Genomic DNA, 17,272 nt, shown 5'->3' with positions numbered 1-17,272 from the left:
TTATTTTTCGTCCTTTAAGGCTCTTCTCAGAATCTTACCAACGTTTGTTTTTGGTAATTCATCCCTAAACTCAACCAGTTTAGGCACCTTATAGTTCGTTAAATTATCACGACAGTGTTTTATTATATCTTTTTCAGTTAAAGATTGATCTTTTTTCACGACAAAAACTTTAACTTGTTCACCACTTACTTCATGCGGGATACCGATTGCTGCGACTTCAAGCACACCTTCGTGCATTGCAACCACTTCTTCAATCTCATTTGGGAATACATTAAAGCCCGACACAATGATCATGTCTTTCTTACGATCCACAATATAGAAGAAACCTTCATCATCGTATGTCGCAATATCACCTGTTGCAAACCAGCCATCTTTTAAGCACTCAGCTGTGGCATCTGGGCGATTATAATAACCGAGCATAACTTGTGGGCCTTTAACCCATAGTTCGCCGGGTTCACCTTTTGCTGCTTCTTCACCGTTTTCAAGCATTAGCTTAATATCAGTGCTTGGCGCAGGTAAACCAATTGAGCCATTGTAGCTGTCTAGATCGTATGGACTCACTGTAACAAGTGGCGCACACTCAGTTAGGCCATAGCCTTCCATCAATTTGGTTTTTGTGACAGCTTGCCATTTTTCGGCAACAGGACGTTGCACCGCCATACCACCGCCTAATGACATTTTTAAACTTGAGAAATCAAGTTCAGCAAATCCTGGAGTATTCAATAAACCATTAAACAACGTATTTACACCCGTCACGGCTGTAAATTTATGTTGCGCTAACTCTTTGACGAAACCAGGCATATCACGTGGGTTTGTGATCAGCACGTTTAAGCCACCATATTTCATGAAGGTTAAACAGTTAGCTGTCAGTGCAAAGATGTGATAAAGCGGCAGTGCTGTAATAACCACTTCTTTACCGCGCTCTAAAACATTATCTAAGCAACCTGATACTTGTTCAAGGTTACCAACCATATTACCGTGCGATAACATAGCCCCTTTTGACACACCGGTTGTTCCACCTGTGTATTGTAAGAATGCTAAGTCGTTAAGATCGACATCTGGCTTTTTATAAGTTGCTTCATCACCCGCAAGCACATCAGAAAACTTGATTACATTTGGGAGTGAGTAACTTGGCACCATTTTTTTGATATATTTAACAACAAAGTTAACGATATGCTTTTTGAGGCCGCCAACCATGTCGCCCACTTGTGTGACCACAATGTGTTTGACGTTCGTTTTTGGTAATGCTTTTTCGAGGGTGTCAGCAAAATTAGCAAGAATAAATATTGCAGATGACTCAGAGTCATTTAACTGATGCTCTAATTCACGAACCGTGTAAAGTGGATTGACATTAACCACTACACAACCAGCGCGAAGAATACCTAAAATTGTTACCGGCGTTTGCAGTAAGTTAGGCATCATTACCGCTACTTTATCGCCTTTTTTTAGACCAAGATCATTTTGAATGTACGACGCAACACGTTTTGTTGCACTGTCGATTTCGCTGTAGGTCAACACTTTACCCATGTTAGTAAAGGCTGGAAGGTCACTATAGTCAGCAAAACTTTTTTCAAACAAGTCGAGTAACGAGTGATAATGCTCAGGGTCGATTGTTTCAGGCATACCTTCTGGGTAGCGCTTAAGCCAGATTTTTTCCACTCTTAGCTCCTGTTTATAATTATATTTTTTAATAACCTTAATCTAACTAAGGCCGTTTCACAATGGAGTAAATACTCTAATGGTGCAGATAATCCCATATTTGGTGCAATTATACAATTAACTTGCTTTATCGTGCCTAATAAATGCATGAATGTGTTCTAAGGTTAATGCAGGACTTTGCATATGGCAATGGTGACCGCCTGGTATCTGATGAATTTTTAACTCCTTGTAATATTTACCATAAGCATCTAAGTTTTGTTTTACGAACTCAAATCCTTTATCGCCCATTATAAGCTGGCATGGGGCTTTAATGAGTTTAATTGTTGCTTCACATTGTGCCTCATTAAAACGAAACCCTGAATGATTTTTAAGCTTAGGATCGGTTCTCAAGTACCACTTACCACCCTTTTCATAACAATTACGCTCCATGAGGAGCGCAGCGTGCGGGTACGCTAAATCACCACTGGCGAGTCTTGCACTAATAATGTGCGCCTTTGACTCAAATGCGCGTGGCTGTTTACTGTTTACACGTGCCCGGTTCAAAATTGCTTTTCGAAGTTGACTCGCTGTATCTGAACTGGGTGTAGTCACACAGCCTATCCCTTCTATAAAATTGACCGAGGCCACTTTTTCTGGAAAGCAACTTGCGAAAACGCCTGCAACCATCGCTCCCATCGAATGACCAACTAAGTGAACACGATCCACATTGAGTGTCGCAAGTAACATATAGATATCATCAATGTAATCTATAAAGTAGTAATGTGCATCTTTATTACGCCAATCTGATAAGCCGTGCCCCGGAAAATCAACGCAATACCATGTGTGGTTTAAGGTCGCATTATGTAGCATAGGCAGGTAACTATTTGCGTTATCTAGCCATCCGTGTAAAGCAATCACAACCTCTTTACCATGACCAAAGGTTAGGCCATGCAAGGTTTTATCGCCAGTTTGATAAGAAAAAGGCTGCACACTTGCTCCTATTTTTTAAACGTTTCAACTTAAAGGCGTTTATTTATCGTCTGGCTAGTATACAATAATCTCGGCAGTATAAATAAGGGCACAATAATAAGGTTACATCAATGAAATTTAAATTAAGTCTTTTAGCATTATTATGCTCAGCAAGTTCAGTTATGGCTGAATCTGCACCAAAAAATATCATTTATATGATTGGTGATGGAATGGGCCCTGCATATACCACCGCTTATCGTTACTTTAAAGATGATCCAAACACCAAAGTTGTCGACCCCACTGTATTCGATACTATTTTACGTGGTATGGCGCACACTTACCCTGATGACCATACTTATGTAACAGACAGTGCAGCCGGCGCAACAGCGTTAAGCAGTGGACGAAAAAGTTATAATGGTGCTATCGCCGTTGATACTGACAAAAAGCCAGTCAAAACAATGCTCGAAATAGCTAAAGAGCGTGGCATGACAACGGCTCTTGTGGCAACGTCACAAATTAATCATGCAACACCTGCGAGTTTTGCAGCGCACAATGAATCTCGTCGTAACTATGACGAAATTGCTAACGACTATATTGATAATAAAATCGCCGGTAAATTACCCGTCGATCTTATGTTAGGTGGCGGTACGAAATACTATGTACGTGATGATCGCAATCTTGTAGAAGAGTTTAAATCGGCTGGTTATCAGTACAGTGATGACTTTGCAGCCCTTAATGAGATAAAGCAAATACCTGCGCTGGGTTTATTTGCCGAAGTCGGTTTACCGTTTGCGCTGGACGAAAACCCAACACGTTTAACACAAATGACGTCTAAAGCGCTTGATTTACTTGATGGTCAAAATGATAAAGGGTTCTTTGTCATGATCGAAGGCAGTCAAATTGATTGGTGTGGTCATGCGAACGATATCGCGTGTGCAATGGGTGAAATGGACGACTTTGCAAAGTCTATCGAACAGGCAAAAGCGTATGTTGATAAAAACCCAGACACGTTACTTGTCATCACAGCTGATCACTCAACAGGTGGTTTAACTCTGGGTGCTCACGGTCAATATAAATGGGAAACAGAAGTCGTTAAAGGTGTTAAAGCGACGGCGGGTACCATTACTGATGAGTTACAAAAAACTGACGACTTAAAGTCAGTATGGCAACGTTATACTAATATTGAATTTACCGAAGAAAATAGTATCAAACTTGAGCAAGCTAAAAAAATGGGTGATAAAGCGTTACTCCTTGCTGTAAAAGATATCATTAACCACGCTAGTTTTACTGGCTGGACAACGGGTGGTCATACAGCTATTGACGTACAAGTTTTTGCTTACGGTCAGCGCGCAAAAGACTTTTACGGTTCGCAAAACAACACAGACATTGCTGATAAGTTGATTGATTTTATTAAACAGTAATCGTTTTAAACGAAAAAAGCCTAAACAAGTGTTTAGGCTTTTTTATGTTTATCGTTTTCACATTAAGCGTACACATCTACACCTATCAGGCTTTGCACCTCAGCACGTCGCTCTAAATTAGCAAACTCGGTATACGTCGAAATAGCACGGCTAATTTTCGGGTTATTTGGCTTATCGTAAATGGTTTGCTGATAGTTTTGTGACTCTGTTTTAAATTCGGCTGCGAGCGCAACACCTTGAGGGCTCGTTTTAACGTATTCCGTTGACGATTTTTGCTCAGCCGATTGGTCTGATATCGCCTTAGGCGCATCAGTTACGGTATTTTTACGGCTATACTGACCCGGTATATCGCCAGTGAAAAAGCCTGAGCCAATCGGTAACGTCAAGGTCTTAATCCCAATTTAAAGATGCTTAAATTATGTGTCATAAATGCCAACGCTGCAAGTTTAGGGTGTGGTTATTCCCCATAAATAGGTTATAACGCAGCATACATACCAAACACGCGCTGCCCTTCGAGTTCTTCCGAGTGGCGATTAACTCTTGGTTGCCTACATAATATAGGTGAGAGGCTGAGCAGCACGCGGCTGTTTTGCTTAATTATTACTTAGCTCACTAGGTTACAAACCTCGCACCGCGATTAAATCCCTTCTAGCGTGAACACATTTTAATTATGAAAGGTCAACATGTTCTCGTTATTCACGCCCGGGAAGCTTTTTCCACGTTACGGTATCTCGCACATATTTAGGTTGAGCATTTGCAGCACTTACCGTATCACCTTTTTCAAACGCACTGGCAACCGATGCCAACATGTACTGAGCATCAGGCAATAAAATGTCTGGACTTACGCTTATATTTGCCGTATCACTGGCAAGTTCTGGGTACGTTTTCCAGCCTGTACCTACCGCCGTTGCGGAGTTATCTGGCAGGGTAAGTAGTTCTGGTTTAATCACTTGTTCTTCATTCACAAGTGTCATTAAACCGTGCTCATTTGCTTGATATTGAGCAAAGTATATTTCCCCCATACGTGCATCAATTGCTGAGAGCACATCTGAAACATGATGTTGTTCATGTGCTTGCTGAGCCATCATTTGCAGCGTTGATACACCCACAAGCGGTAATTTGGCCGCATAGGCCAAACCTTGCGCGATGGCTACGCTGATACGTACCCCCGTAAAACTGCCGGGGCCTTGACCAAAACCAATCACGTCTAACTGCGTTAATTTACATTGCGCTTTGGTTAATAATTCATCAATTAAAGGCAAGATTTTTTGACTGTGCTGTTGCGGGCACTCTTCAAAATGATGAAATGTTTGCCCTTGATAATGAAGCACAATTGATAAGGCTTCTGTTGATGCATCGAGGGCAAGAATATTTTGTTTAATCATCTACATTACTCTAATTGATCTGTTCTAAAAAGGCGTTTGCCATTGCTAAATCACGCGTACGTCGCATGGGTGGCAAACTTTTTAAAAATACTTGGCCGTATTGGCGTGTCACTAATCGATTATCACAAATAACCAATACACCTTTATCTTTGTTATCACGAATAAGGCGCCCTACTCCTTGCTTTAGGGCAATTACCGCTTGAGGTAATTGAATATGCGCAAAAGGGTCTTTACCTTGCAGTTGGCAATCTTGCATGCGCGCTTGAAGCAGGGGGTCGTCTGGTGCAGCAAACGGTAATTTATCAATAATAACACAACTTAATGTACTGCCTCTAACATCCACCCCTTCCCAAAAAGAGGCAGTGCCAAGTAAAACAGCATTACCGTGGCGAGTGAATTTTTCAAGAATAATCCGTTTTGACATTTGCCCTTGCATGTACACCGGGTAATCTAATTGTGTGGTTAACCCTTCCGCCACCAAATGCATCATACGGTAACTTGTAAACAGTACAAAGCAACGCCCTTTGGCTGATTTAATAAGCTCAAGCGTTAACTTAATAATGGCATGTGGCATGTTGTTAGCGTGCGACTCAGGTAAATAGCGAGGTAAACACAGCAAGGCCTGTTGTTCATAGTCAAATGGGCTTTCAACAATCATGCTTTGCGCGGGTTTTAAACCAAGGCTGGCGTTAAAGTGGCCAAGATCATTATCTACCGACAACGTGGCTGAGGTAAAAACAAATCCAGCCCCAGTGTCTTTCATCATCTGTGCAAATTTTGCCGACACGTTCAGCGGCGTAATGTTCACCGTTAAATAGCGACGCGTGGTTTCGTACCAATAGCTATAACCTGTTTGTGCTGTATCGAATACGCGTTCAAGCTGCCCTTTAAAGGCCAACGTGCGTTCAAAGGGGTGCTCTATTTTTTCACTGCGATCTAAGCATAGTTTTAGTACTTGATATAAAAAGTCGAGATCGCTTATCACCCGATGCAGTGCCGCGCAGATATCTTTATCGGCCAGCTTTTCTCGCCAATCTCCGCGACTGCCATCAATACCAAACTGCAAGCGTAAGTCAGCCACACTGGTTTCTAGTTTATTGAGCGTTTTACCCAGCTGCAACATATCGGGGATATCGGCACGGTAAATTGCCCGCAGATCATTAATTAAATCCACCAGCTTTTTTGTACTGACACTTTCACCAAAGTAATCACTGGCAATCTCACTTAATTGGTGTGCTTCATCAAAAATATAGGCATCGGCTGTTGGCATTAATTCAGCAAAACCGGTGTCTTTTACCGCCATATCAGCGAAGAATAAGTGGTGATTAATCACCACAACATCCGCTTCCATCGCATTTAATCGTGCTTTACGTATATAACAATCTTGAAAGTCAGGGCACTCTTTCCCTAAGCAATTATCGGCCGTTGAACTGACATAGGGCAGCACTTTTGCATCTTCTTCAATACCAATACAATCGGCTAAATCACCTGAACGTGTTTCGCTGGCAAATTTTGCGACCATTGCTAATTGATGCATGACATCCGGGTCATCTGTTGGCACGTGCGCTACATGCTGACTTAACCGATATGTACATAAATAGTTTGCACGGCCTTTTAATAAGGCCACTTTTTTTGTCGCGCTTAATGCTTTTACTAAGTTTGGCAAATCACGATGAAACAACTGCTCTTGCAGGGCTTTTGACCCAGTAGAAATAATTGTCTTACCTTTTGATTTTAATGCAGGAGCCAAGTAAGCATAAGTTTTACCCGTCCCCGTTCCTGCCTCAACCACTAATTGATGACGTTTTTGCAAGGCGTCATCAACCGCAACAGCCATATCAATTTGTGGCTGTCGAGGTGTGTATCCATCAAGAGAAAGCGCAAGAGGGCCAGTGGCACTGAAAAGTTGTTTGATAAACTTCGCCAATAGATTAAAAGTGATGGCCAGATTTTACGTAACTGACTTGCCAAGGGCAAGACTAAATACAATGTGGGCTAGACATCACTCACAACTAAAAATATCTATCCATAAAGGTATACAAATTGCTTTCTGTTATGGCATATACGTCATAAGAGTTGAATATGTTTTCTGAATTGGCACTAAATGTGTGGGTAAACGAGCCATGGCTACTCGTAATTGGTGGCACATTTACAGCTGCTATTATATTGTTTTTAATAAAGTTTATAATTATTTACTGTTTAAAAACGTGGACCCAGCGCACAGACTTTGTGTTTGACTCTTTGCTCGTCGACTCAATTTCCACGCCACTTACTTTATGCACAATGATGGTGCTTGTGATCATTTTTGGTCATTTATTAAACATGACTGATTTTCTAACTGACTACCCGCTTCCTATCGCAGCGACTGCGAAATCAATATTAATTTTTGCTTTAGTGCTATTTTTAGATCACTTCTTATTCGGTACAGTTGACTATTACAGTTCGCGCTCGTTAGTGGTGTCTAACAGCCGCAGCATTATTAAAGGAGTGATCCGCTGTGTCATTGTCAGTGTTGGACTACTGGTTTTATTAGGCACATTAGGTATTTCAATCACGCCTATTATCGCGTCGCTAGGGATCACTTCCCTCGCCGTTGCTCTTGCCTTACAGCCAACATTAGAAAATTTTTTCTCTGGGGTTCAACTGGTTATCGATAAACCTATTAGAGTCGGCGACTTTATCGAGCTTGAGAGTGGTGACCAAGGGTTTGTTGAAAAAATAGGCTGGCGATCAACGTGGGTGAAAATGTTGCCCAATAACATGATAGTGATCCCCAATAGTCAGTTGTCTAAATCGCGAATCATCAATTATTTTTACCCTGAAAAAGAGCTCAGTGTGCCAGTGGAAGTGGGGGTACATTATGGTTCCGATCTTGAAAAGGTCGAGCAAATAACACTTGATGTAGCAAGGCAAGTTCTAAAAAGCCATGAATGGGGAATTGATGACTATGACACGTTTGTCGTGTTTCACACCTTTGATCAATCAAGTATTAATTTTACTGTGATGCTAAGAGTGAAAGAGTACTTTAATCGTTTTTGGGTGAAATCGGCTTTTATCAAAGCATTACATAAACGCTACGCTCAAGAAGGTATTGTGATTCCTTACCCTATTCGTGCTATAAACACGACACAAGAGTCTGCGTCGTTTAAAGACTCACATTGACCTAGCTAAATTTATGATAATTGCACTTTCCAACAGGTTGGGTTTGTCTCTTTTGAGACAATTTTAACAGCAATTATACAAATGCAATCAGTACCTTGAATTTTTACTCTAAAATTTAATGAAAATAGCATAAACACTGTGACATACGTATGATACAGGCGTACCATATGCGCCCAGAAAGTGACTGCTTTCTGTGTCTTGTTTATAAAATATTTAAGGTCAAACAATGAATGCTTGGTACCTCATTTGTTTTCTTTCAGCATTAGCTATTTTTATTGCTTTTGCTAACCAGTTCATCCTCAAAATGCAAACAACAATTGCTATAACAACAGGCTCTGTTGTTATTTCTTTACTCCTTATTCTCGCCGTTAAAATGCTCGGTGATTCCACAGCCCTCGAAATGACTCAGGTGGTTTCAAGTATTAACTTTAATCAGTTATTGTTAAAGGGCATGCTAGGGTTTTTGCTGTTTGCGGGTGCGCTTGAAATTAATTTAGCAGCGCTGCGTAAACAGCGGTGGGAAATAACCGCATTAGTGCTATTTTCAACCATTACTTCAACCGTGATTGTAGGGTACTTGAGCTATTATTTATTTGCTTTTGTGGGCTGGCCTGTCCCTTTCATTTACTGTTTGTTATTTGGAGCATTAATTAGCCCTACTGACCCTATTGCCGTGTTAGCCATTATTAAACAAATGCGAGCCCCAGAAGGTATTTCTGTGCAAGTGGAAGGTGAGTCTTTGTTTAATGATGGTATTGGTTTGGTGATCTTTACCACTATTTTCTCGGTGGCTTTTTATGGTACAGAGGCAACGTTTACTGACGTAGCAGAGTTATTTTTAGTCGATGCAATCGGCGGCATTGTGTTTGGTTTAGTAATCGCATTAGTCGGGCACTTTTTAATCATTAATAGCCGCGATGTTAATATTCGCTTATTACTAACACTCACCATTCCTACTGCGGGCTTTGCAGCTGCTAACATTTGGGAAATATCAGGTGCTCTGGCAATGGTCACAAGTGGTATTTTGTTGGGTAATATTACCCGCTCAAAAGCGACTGAACGAACCGGTCCTGAAGATACTCGCTATGTAAAAGACTTTTGGCATGCAACCGACAGTTTCTTAAATGCGTTACTATTTTTGATTATCGGTATGCTAATTGTCACTATGCCTATCACCATTCAAGAAATTGGTCTTGGCTTACTCATGGTACCTGTTGTATTACTTGCGCGTTTTATCAGCGTGGGGACGCCATTTATGTTCTTCAAGAAGTATAGGCAATACGACAAACATTCTGTGAAGATTCTAACATGGGGTGGCCTAAGAGGCGGGTTAGCACTGGCAATGGCTGCGGCAATACCTCGCGACCAAGTAATGATTGCGGGCTCAGACCTTCATGATTTAATTGTCATTGTGACTTACGTCGTCGTCATTTTTTCTATTATTGTGCAAGGCTTAACTATTTCACCACTTATTCAAAGCAGTATTCAATCTGCCAAACACGTAACTGAGAAATAGTATCGCTGCATGTGCGTTATACCAATTGAGTTAATTGTTGAACCTAATAAAAGTTAAACATTTGACTCGGTTGGTATTAATAGGTTCTTTTTTATCACTTTTGTTTTGTACATTCGGCTATCTGCTAGCGCCAATAGGTGTGACAGTGAGCATGGTTTTTGCCCTGAAAAATTGGCAATCCCATGCGAAAAACTAAGGTTAATTTTATGATTAAATTGGCCTGACAATTCACTAAATGATTCAGCTAATCGCTGCATAATGACTTCGCATTCTTGGGTACTCAAATCAGTAAACAAAATAACAAATTCATCGCCACTCAATCGGGCAAACAAATCTGCTTTTCTGCAACACGATGCTAGAACATTGGCGAAGCCTTTCAATACCTCATCGCCAGTAGCATGACCAAACGTATCGTTAATCGGTTTAAAATTATCGAGATCAATAAAGACCAACTTCGCTTTTAAATTTTGTCTGATACATAAATCTAAATAACGCTCAGCCGTACTGCTGAAACTTCGTCGATTAGACAATAATGTTAACTCATCAGTTGTTGCCAATTGCATCACTGCGAGCTCTCGTTCAATAATGGCGGTAAAGTCTTTTAACACATTCGCTTGTTCTTGGGTGAACGACCGAGGCTGATGGTCAATTATGCATAAAGTGCCAATACGATTGCCTGACTGCAATGTAATAGGGCTGCCGGCATAAAAACGGATATTGGGCTCACCTGTCACCAAGGGATTATCAGCAAACCTAGGGTCTAGCAATGCATCACAGACGACCAATGGACCATTATCTAAAATCGCATGGGCACAAAAAGAGATATCACGCGGTGTTTGTTTTACGCTGACCCCAATGCATGACTTGAACCACTGCCGGTGTTCATCAACAAGACTGATTAAACAAATAGGGACCGAAAAGAACTGCTGAACAAGGCGCGTTATTCTATCCAGCGCTGGATCATTTGGGGTATCTAAAATTTCGAGTGCACGAAGCTCTTCAAGGCGCGCTTTTTCACTAAATGGTTCTGCTGGCTTATCCATAATATCGCCTTGAATCTGAAAATTAATTTTACTCTACAAACCTAGCACAAAGTGCTAGAAAACGAGATAAAAATAATTTTATTTTCTTAAGCATTAAGCCCATGTATCGAGGTGCTTATTGCCGTCTTCACCTTCTTCGATAATATCTTTATCATTTTTATCAGCACTTTTATTAGCACTTTCGGCTGCTTTTTTACGCCGTTCAATTTCGCGTTTTTGCCGCTTTTCGAGTTCAATTCTCTGCACGTTCGCATCTTTTACGCCCGCAATGTGGAATGCACCTTTACTCTCAAGTTGTAAACGCGTGATGCGTCCTAAAAAGGGGATCATGATATCCATTTGTACCTCCTACCCATCCACTTATTATCGACCGTTATAGCATATTCTTTAATTGCAAAAAAAAGTGCTTGCCAAAAATATTAAAAACATGTTTATCTATATACGTAAATTATTTAAACAGATTAACGCACTGGTTTAGACAAACGAGTGCAACACAGGAAAGATTATGCGCTTCAACTTGACAACTATCCACCATCACCATCATTCACCGGAATAGCCTGTCAGGTTTTTCGCTGAGAGGTTATTCCTAAAAGGAACCTCTGGCGAGTAATCAACCACATTATTTATTTTCGCCCTGAGGTTTCCTCGGGGTTTTTAGTTTTTGAATTAAAGGAAAATGAATAATGAGTAATAACAACCGTTTACGTATCGCCATCCAGAAAGGCGGCCGACTATCAAAAGACTGCCAAGAGCTTTTAAAACAGCTAGGCGTTAAATTGAATCTTCGTGAACAACGCCTAATAGCACACTCTACTAACATGCCCATTGATGTACTTCGTGTACGTGATGACGATATTCCAGGCCTAGTTATGGACGGTGTGTGTGACTTAGGTATCGTTGGCGAAAACGTACTTGTTGAAGTACAAGCCGAGCGCGAGCGCCAAGGCGCTGCATTTGAAGTAAACAAACTGTCAAAACTTGATTTCGGCTATTGCCGCTTAGCACTGGCTTGGCCACAAGAGCTTGGTGTGCAAAAGAAGAGCTGGTTTGAAGGCAAGCGCATTGCCACTACCTACCCTGAAATTCTAGGTCAATATCTAAAACGTGAAGGCATCAACGCAAGCACAGTTATGCTAACAGGCTCTGTAGAAGTGGCTCCGCGTGCAGGCCTTGCCGATGCTATCTGTGATTTAGTGTCTACCGGTGCAACACTTGAAGCCAACGGCTTAATGCAAGGCGATACTATCCTCGAATCAAATGCCTGTTTAATCCAAAACAAAGACCTGACAGATCAAAGCAAACTTGATTTAATCAACACCCTAATGCCGCGTTTACGGGGTGTACGCCAAGCTAAAGAAAGTAAGTACATCATGCTACACGCGCCAAAAGCAAAACTCGATGAAGTGTGTGATTTACTGCCTGGCACAGGTCAACCAACATTACTTGCTTTAGCCGGTAGTGATGATTATGTGGCACTGCACATGGTGAGCAGCGAAACCTTATTCTGGGAAACGATGGAAGAGTTGAAAGCACTCGGTGCAAACTCGATCCTCGTTATGCCAATTGAAAAAATGATGGAGTAAGTATCCATGTTTCGCTGGAATGAGGAAAACCAACTCGCACAGCAAGCGGTACTTACCCGCCCTGCTGTCACGGCAAGCAAAGAGATCGAATCAATATGCATCGATATCTTAGCGGCAGTCAAAGAGCAAGGCGACGCTGCGCTTTTAAACATGGCAAAACAATTTGATAAGCGAGAAACACCGCGTTTATTAGTGCCCGTTGAAGAAATTGATCAAGCAGAACAGTTTTTATCGAGCGAATTAAAAGCCGCGATTGAAACAGCTTACGCTAATGTAAAACGCTTTCACCAAGCACAATTACCAAAAGACATTAAACTAACAACTCAACCAGGGGTGTTATGTGAGCTTAAATACCAAGCGATTGAAGCAGTGGGTATATACGTACCCGGTGGCAGTGCGCCATTACCTTCGTCGGTTATTATGCAAGGTGTCCTTGCACAATTAAGCGGTGCAAAAACGGTTGTGCTTGCAACACCTGTTAAGGGCGATGAAAGCATTAACCCTGCAATTCTCTATGCAGCTAAGCTATGCGGTATTAAAACAATTGTTGAAAGTGGCGGCGCAGGGGCAATTGCAGCGATGGCTTACGGCACTGAGTCTGTACCGAAGGTCAATAAAGTATTTGGCCCAGGCAACAGTTTTGTGACAATGGCAAAACAGCTTGTCGCCCAGACGATTCCGGGCATGGCAATTGATATGCCTGCAGGTCCTTCTGAGGTACTGGTGATTGCTGATGAACGTGCAAATCCTGAATTTATTGCTGCCGATTTATTATCGCAGGCAGAACACGGTGCTGATTCACAAGTAATCTTACTGTGTAATAGTGAGCGCATTATTGAACTTACGCAGCAAGCATTAACAACGCAGCTTGCAAAATTAAGCCGCAAAGAAACCGCTGAACAAGCCCTTGCAAATTCAAGCTTGATTTTAGTCGACTCTATTGAGCAGGCATTTGAAGTATCAGCACAATATGGTCCTGAACACCTAATTTTACAACTTGCTGATGCTCAGCCTTATTTAGGCTTAGTTAAAAATGCTGGCTCTGTCTTTGTGGGCGACTATACGCCGGAATCTGCAGGCGATTATGCGTCAGGTACTAACCACGTACTACCAACGTATGGTTACAGTGCCACCTATTCGAGCTTAAACTTACTGGACTTTTTTAGAACTTACACAGTACAAACCATTAGCAAAAATGGGTTACGTGAATTATCTAAAGCAATTTTACCTTTGGCCGCAGCAGAAGGGCTTGATGCTCACGCTAATGCTGTTTCAATTCGTCTTGAGGCACTGAATAATGAGCGATAACTCAACACTTACCACACTGTTGCCAGACAACATTGCAGCCCTAACAGCTTATAGCTCAGCAAAGAGCGAGAAACTGACTGGAACAACGTGGCTAAATGCCAACGAAAGTCCCTACTCTCGCACGCCTACTGTGAGTTTGGCCGATTTAAATCGCTACCCCGATCCACAGCCAACACAGGTTATTAACCGTTACGCATGTTATGCCAACTTAGAGCCAGAACAAGTGCTGATGACACGCGGTGCCGATGAAGGCATTGAGCTATTGGTGCGTACATTTTGCCGCCCAGCAAAAGACAGTATCGCGCTATTTTTACCAACCTATGGTATGTACAAAGTCACTGCCGACACTCACAACGTAAGCATTAACGGTCTCACCCAAGAGTTACTGTTAAAAGGCACGGTGGATGAAATTGTTGCTGCGATAGCTGACTCGAAATTAGTTTTCATTTGTAATCCTAATAATCCAACAGGCAGCATGACGAGCCTAGACAAGATCAGAAAGATTACCCAACAACTTGCGGGTAAAGCCATCGTCGTGGTAGATGAAGCTTATATAGAGTTTTGTCCAGAACACACTGCAGCAAGCTTAATTAATGAATTTAATAATCTTGTGGTGCTAAGAACCTTATCTAAAGCGTTTGCATTAGCAGGTTTGCGTACAGGCTTCACACTTGCAAACAGTGATTTACTGGCACCGATCCGTAAAGTAATTGCGCCTTATCCAGTATCAACTGTAGTTGCACGTATTGCGGCTGATGCACTCAGTAGCGATAACATCGCCTCAATGCGTCGCCAAGTTACTATATTAAATAGTTTAAAAGCCAAACTAAAAGACTGGCTTGAACAATCATCGGCCGTGGTTAAGGTACTTAGTGGTGAAGGTAACTTTGTAACCTTAAAGCTAAAAGATAGACAGTCATTTAATATTGCATTGGCACAAGGTCTTGTGATGCGCGCATTCACTCTTTATGGTGAAAATGATTGGCTGCGCATTTCAATCGGTAATGAACAAGAATTAGAACAAGTAAAAATTTGGCTAGATGGTTTATCACTTGCCAGTAACACAGTAGAACAGGAAGTATAATGAGTAACCCGTATTTATTTATTGACCGCGATGGCACCATTATCGAAGAGCCAATCACCGATAAACAGGTAGATAGCCTCGAGAAATTAGTATTTTTACCCAATGTGATCCCTGCTCTACTGCAACTTCAAGCAGCGGGATACCGCTTAGTTATGGTATCGAACCAAGATGGACTAGGTACAGATAGCTTCCCAACGGCTGATTTTGACATTGCGCAAGACAAAATGATGAATATCCTCAACAGCCAAGGTATTCAATTTGACGAAGTACTGATTTGCCCCCACTTTGATGCAGACAATTGCAACTGCCGTAAACCTAAAACAGGGTTGCTGACTGAACTTATGCGCTCAGGCAAAGTAGATTTAGCCCGTTCATTTGTCATCGGTGACCGCCAAACAGATATAGGTCTTGCTGCTAACTTATGCTGCGAAGGCATTTTATACACCGGCAGTTGGGATGCCATTGTCACTCAGCTAACAACACAAAACCGTGAAGGTCGCATAACCCGCAACACCAAAGAAACGCAAATCGATGTGCAGGTTAATTTAGACCAGACCAAAAATGGCGACATTAGTACTGGCCTTGGCTTTTTTGATCACATGCTTGACCAAATTCGCACCCACGCCAATATCGGACTTAATGTTCAAGCCACGGGCGACTTACACATTGATGAACACCACCTCGTTGAAGACATTGGTATTGCCTTAGGGCTTGCACTTAAACAAGCGCTGGGTACAAAAACGCAAATTGGCCGTTATGGATTTGCGCTACCGATGGATGAATGTAAAGCCGAGGCGCAAATAGATTTATCGGGCCGTGCATCGTTTGTGTTAAATGCCGATTTTAGCCGTGAAAAAGTCGGCGACTTAGATGTGCAAATGGTTGAGCATTTCTTTAAAAGTTTAAGTGACAACGCCGCAATGAGCCTGATTTTGTCAGTCAGCGAGGGTAACTGTCATCACCAAGTAGAAGGCTTATTTAAAGCCTTTGCCAGAGCGCTGCGCGCTGCTATCGCAAAAGATGCCACGCAACAAACTGCCAGCTCAAAGGGGTGTTTATGATTGCCATAATTAATACGGGTTGTGCCAATATCAACTCGGTGCGTTTTGCGTTTGAGCGACTCGGTCAAAATCCAGAAGTGATCACTTCGCCTGAGCAACTAAAAGGCTTTGAACGTGCTATTTTACCCGGTGTAGGCCATGCTTCTGTGGCAATGAAGCGCCTAAAAGACGGTGGCTGGCAACAAGCCATTGATGAATATCAGCGTCCGCTTATGGGCATTTGTTTAGGCATGCAATTACTTTGCGAAAGCACCGAAGAAGGCAATGTTGATTGCCTAGGTAAAATCCCGGGTATTGTTAAGCAACTTGATGTAGGTACATTGACATCACCGCATATGGGCTGGAACGACCTAACAGTATTAAAAGAGCATGCGCTCACTAAAGGTTTAACAGCGCAAGATCATGTTTACTTTGTGCATAGCTTTGCTCACACCGTCAACGATGCCACGCTTGTCAGTGGTGAATACGGAAACACTTTCTCTGCGATTGTTGCAAAAGATAACTATGCAGGCATGCAATTTCACCCAGAGCGCAGTGCCAAAGTCGGCACCCGATTATTACAAAACTTTTTAGATTGGCAGCTGTAAGCGCAGCACAAAAATAAGAGACCAAAACGTGATTATTCCAGCACTTGATGTATTACAAAACCAAATTGTGCGCTTATACCAAGGTAAGTATGATACAGCACAATTTTACCCTTACGAACTAGGCGCACGCTTACAAGCGTACGCAAACAGCGGTGCAGGTAAGCTGCACCTTGTTGATTTAGAAGGCGCACGCGACCCGAGCAAAAAGCAATGGCAACATATTCAAACCGCGACCAAAGCATTAAACGTCCCTTATCAGGTTGGCGGCGGTATTCGCTCTGAACACGATGTGGCCGACTGGCTAGAAGCCGGAGCTAACCAAGTTGTGATTGGTTCAATGGCCGTTGAAAAGCGCGAGCAAGTCCAAGCATGGATTGAAAAGTTTGGGGCCGAACATTTCGTGATTGCCCTTGATGTAAATAAAACCGAAAACGGCTGGGCTCCTGCCACTCACGGTTGGTTAAGTGAATCTGAGTTTGGATTATTTGAACTTGTTGATTTTTACGTAGCATTGG

Annotated in this window: 16 protein-coding genes; 9 read left to right on the top strand and 7 right to left on the bottom strand. The window is 42.1% G+C overall.

Features of this window, described 5'->3' with window-relative positions; translation table 11 throughout:
• Complete coding sequence (gene fadD, locus BM378_RS09665; protein WP_074989073.1) at positions 1-1,659, bottom strand: long-chain-fatty-acid--CoA ligase FadD; 1,659 nt, start codon at positions 1,657-1,659, stop codon at positions 1-3.
• A 117-nt stretch (positions 1,660-1,776) separates the two neighbouring features.
• Complete coding sequence (locus tag BM378_RS09660) at positions 1,777-2,628, bottom strand: alpha/beta fold hydrolase (protein ID WP_074989072.1); 852 nt, start codon at positions 2,626-2,628, stop codon at positions 1,777-1,779.
• Between the two features lie 110 nt (positions 2,629-2,738).
• Here BM378_RS09660 and BM378_RS09655 point away from each other — a divergent pair, with 110 nt between their 5' ends.
• Positions 2,739-4,028: an alkaline phosphatase gene (locus BM378_RS09655; RefSeq protein ID WP_036971942.1), complete on the top strand. Its 1,290-nt coding sequence runs from the start codon at positions 2,739-2,741 to the stop codon at positions 4,026-4,028.
• 62 nt (positions 4,029-4,090) lie between these two features.
• Here the strand turns inward: BM378_RS09655 and BM378_RS09650 are convergent, their stop codons facing one another.
• The 3 genes from BM378_RS09650 to yoaA all read right to left on the bottom strand — a co-directional run bounded on the left by BM378_RS09650 (position 4,091) and on the right by yoaA (position 7,340).
• On the bottom strand, positions 4,091-4,414 hold the full coding sequence (locus BM378_RS09650; RefSeq protein ID WP_065979051.1) for a hypothetical protein: 324 nt from the start codon (positions 4,412-4,414) through the stop codon (positions 4,091-4,093).
• Positions 4,415-4,720: 306 nt separating this feature from the next.
• On the bottom strand, positions 4,721-5,413 hold the full coding sequence (gene tsaB / locus BM378_RS09645; RefSeq protein ID WP_074989071.1) for a tRNA (adenosine(37)-N6)-threonylcarbamoyltransferase complex dimerization subunit type 1 TsaB: 693 nt from the start codon (positions 5,411-5,413) through the stop codon (positions 4,721-4,723).
• Between the two features lie 10 nt (positions 5,414-5,423).
• Positions 5,424-7,340 (bottom strand): DNA repair helicase YoaA, encoded by a 1,917-nt coding sequence (gene yoaA / locus BM378_RS09640; protein ID WP_036971947.1) that lies wholly within the window; start codon positions 7,338-7,340, stop codon positions 5,424-5,426.
• Between the two features lie 155 nt (positions 7,341-7,495).
• On the opposite strand from yoaA, the gene BM378_RS09635 reads away from it, so the two are divergent.
• Together BM378_RS09635 and BM378_RS09630 are read left to right on the top strand one after the other, a co-directional pair.
• On the top strand, positions 7,496-8,575 hold the full coding sequence (locus BM378_RS09635; RefSeq protein ID WP_083422899.1) for a mechanosensitive ion channel family protein: 1,080 nt from the start codon (positions 7,496-7,498) through the stop codon (positions 8,573-8,575).
• A gap of 226 nt (positions 8,576-8,801) precedes the next feature.
• Positions 8,802-10,091, top strand: a complete 1,290-nt coding sequence (locus tag BM378_RS09630; protein WP_065979048.1) for a cation:proton antiporter — start codon at positions 8,802-8,804, stop codon at positions 10,089-10,091.
• A gap of 53 nt (positions 10,092-10,144) precedes the next feature.
• Here BM378_RS09630 and BM378_RS09625 read toward each other — a convergent pair whose 3' ends face one another.
• Positions 10,145-11,134, bottom strand: coding sequence for a sensor domain-containing diguanylate cyclase (locus BM378_RS09625; RefSeq protein ID WP_074989070.1), 990 nt, complete (start codon positions 11,132-11,134; stop codon positions 10,145-10,147).
• A gap of 93 nt (positions 11,135-11,227) precedes the next feature.
• Positions 11,228-11,473: a hypothetical protein gene (locus BM378_RS09620; protein ID WP_036971961.1), complete on the bottom strand. Its 246-nt coding sequence runs from the start codon at positions 11,471-11,473 to the stop codon at positions 11,228-11,230.
• Between the two features lie 344 nt (positions 11,474-11,817).
• Between BM378_RS09620 and hisG the strand changes: the two genes are divergently transcribed.
• From hisG to BM378_RS09590, 6 genes are all read left to right on the top strand, one after another.
• Entirely contained in the window at positions 11,818-12,717 is a 900-nt protein-coding gene (gene hisG / locus BM378_RS09615) for an ATP phosphoribosyltransferase (protein WP_036971963.1), read from the top strand.
• A 6-nt stretch (positions 12,718-12,723) separates the two neighbouring features.
• Complete coding sequence (gene hisD, locus BM378_RS09610; protein WP_065979047.1) at positions 12,724-14,025, top strand: histidinol dehydrogenase; 1,302 nt, start codon at positions 12,724-12,726, stop codon at positions 14,023-14,025.
• Positions 14,015-15,109 (top strand): histidinol-phosphate transaminase, encoded by a 1,095-nt coding sequence (gene hisC, locus BM378_RS09605; protein ID WP_065979046.1) that lies wholly within the window; start codon positions 14,015-14,017, stop codon positions 15,107-15,109. The genes hisD and hisC overlap by 11 nt, the downstream gene beginning before the upstream one ends.
• Positions 15,109-16,170 (top strand): bifunctional histidinol-phosphatase/imidazoleglycerol-phosphate dehydratase HisB, encoded by a 1,062-nt coding sequence (hisB, locus tag BM378_RS09600; RefSeq protein WP_036971969.1) that lies wholly within the window; start codon positions 15,109-15,111, stop codon positions 16,168-16,170. The genes hisC and hisB overlap by 1 nt, the downstream gene beginning before the upstream one ends.
• Complete coding sequence (gene hisH, locus BM378_RS09595; RefSeq protein ID WP_036971972.1) at positions 16,167-16,757, top strand: imidazole glycerol phosphate synthase subunit HisH; 591 nt, start codon at positions 16,167-16,169, stop codon at positions 16,755-16,757. The genes hisB and hisH overlap by 4 nt, the downstream gene beginning before the upstream one ends.
• 28 nt (positions 16,758-16,785) lie before the next feature.
• Positions 16,786-17,272: HisA/HisF-related TIM barrel protein (locus tag BM378_RS09590; RefSeq protein ID WP_074989069.1), on the top strand; the 487-nt coding region annotated here is incomplete at its 3' end.

It is taken from the genome of Pseudoalteromonas lipolytica (assembly GCF_900116435.1).
Classification (GTDB): domain Bacteria; phylum Pseudomonadota; class Gammaproteobacteria; order Enterobacterales; family Alteromonadaceae; genus Pseudoalteromonas; species Pseudoalteromonas lipolytica.
The sequence above is the reverse complement of the archived record's forward strand: the minus strand, read 5'-3'. Positions and strand labels throughout refer to the sequence as shown.

What these genes read in the sequence shown, in the direction of transcription:
- BM378_RS09620 (WP_036971961.1), bottom strand. Translation starts at nt 11,473, where the DNA reads ATGGATATCATGATCCCCTTTTTAGGACGCATCACGCGTTTACAACTT.
- hisD (WP_065979047.1), top strand. Translation starts at nt 12,724, where the DNA reads ATGTTTCGCTGGAATGAGGAAAACCAACTCGCACAGCAAGCGGTACTT.
- hisG (WP_036971963.1), top strand. Translation starts at nt 11,818, where the DNA reads ATGAGTAATAACAACCGTTTACGTATCGCCATCCAGAAAGGCGGCCGA.
- BM378_RS09625 (WP_074989070.1), bottom strand. Translation starts at nt 11,134, where the DNA reads ATGGATAAGCCAGCAGAACCATTTAGTGAAAAAGCGCGCCTTGAAGAG.
- BM378_RS09630 (WP_065979048.1), top strand. Translation starts at nt 8,802, where the DNA reads ATGAATGCTTGGTACCTCATTTGTTTTCTTTCAGCATTAGCTATTTTT.
- hisB (WP_036971969.1), top strand. Translation starts at nt 15,109, where the DNA reads ATGAGTAACCCGTATTTATTTATTGACCGCGATGGCACCATTATCGAA.
- BM378_RS09655 (WP_036971942.1), top strand. Translation starts at nt 2,739, where the DNA reads ATGAAATTTAAATTAAGTCTTTTAGCATTATTATGCTCAGCAAGTTCA.
- hisH (WP_036971972.1), top strand. Translation starts at nt 16,167, where the DNA reads ATGATTGCCATAATTAATACGGGTTGTGCCAATATCAACTCGGTGCGT.
- hisC (WP_065979046.1), top strand. Translation starts at nt 14,015, where the DNA reads ATGAGCGATAACTCAACACTTACCACACTGTTGCCAGACAACATTGCA.
- BM378_RS09635 (WP_083422899.1), top strand. Translation starts at nt 7,496, where the DNA reads ATGTTTTCTGAATTGGCACTAAATGTGTGGGTAAACGAGCCATGGCTA.
- tsaB (WP_074989071.1), bottom strand. Translation starts at nt 5,413, where the DNA reads ATGATTAAACAAAATATTCTTGCCCTCGATGCATCAACAGAAGCCTTA.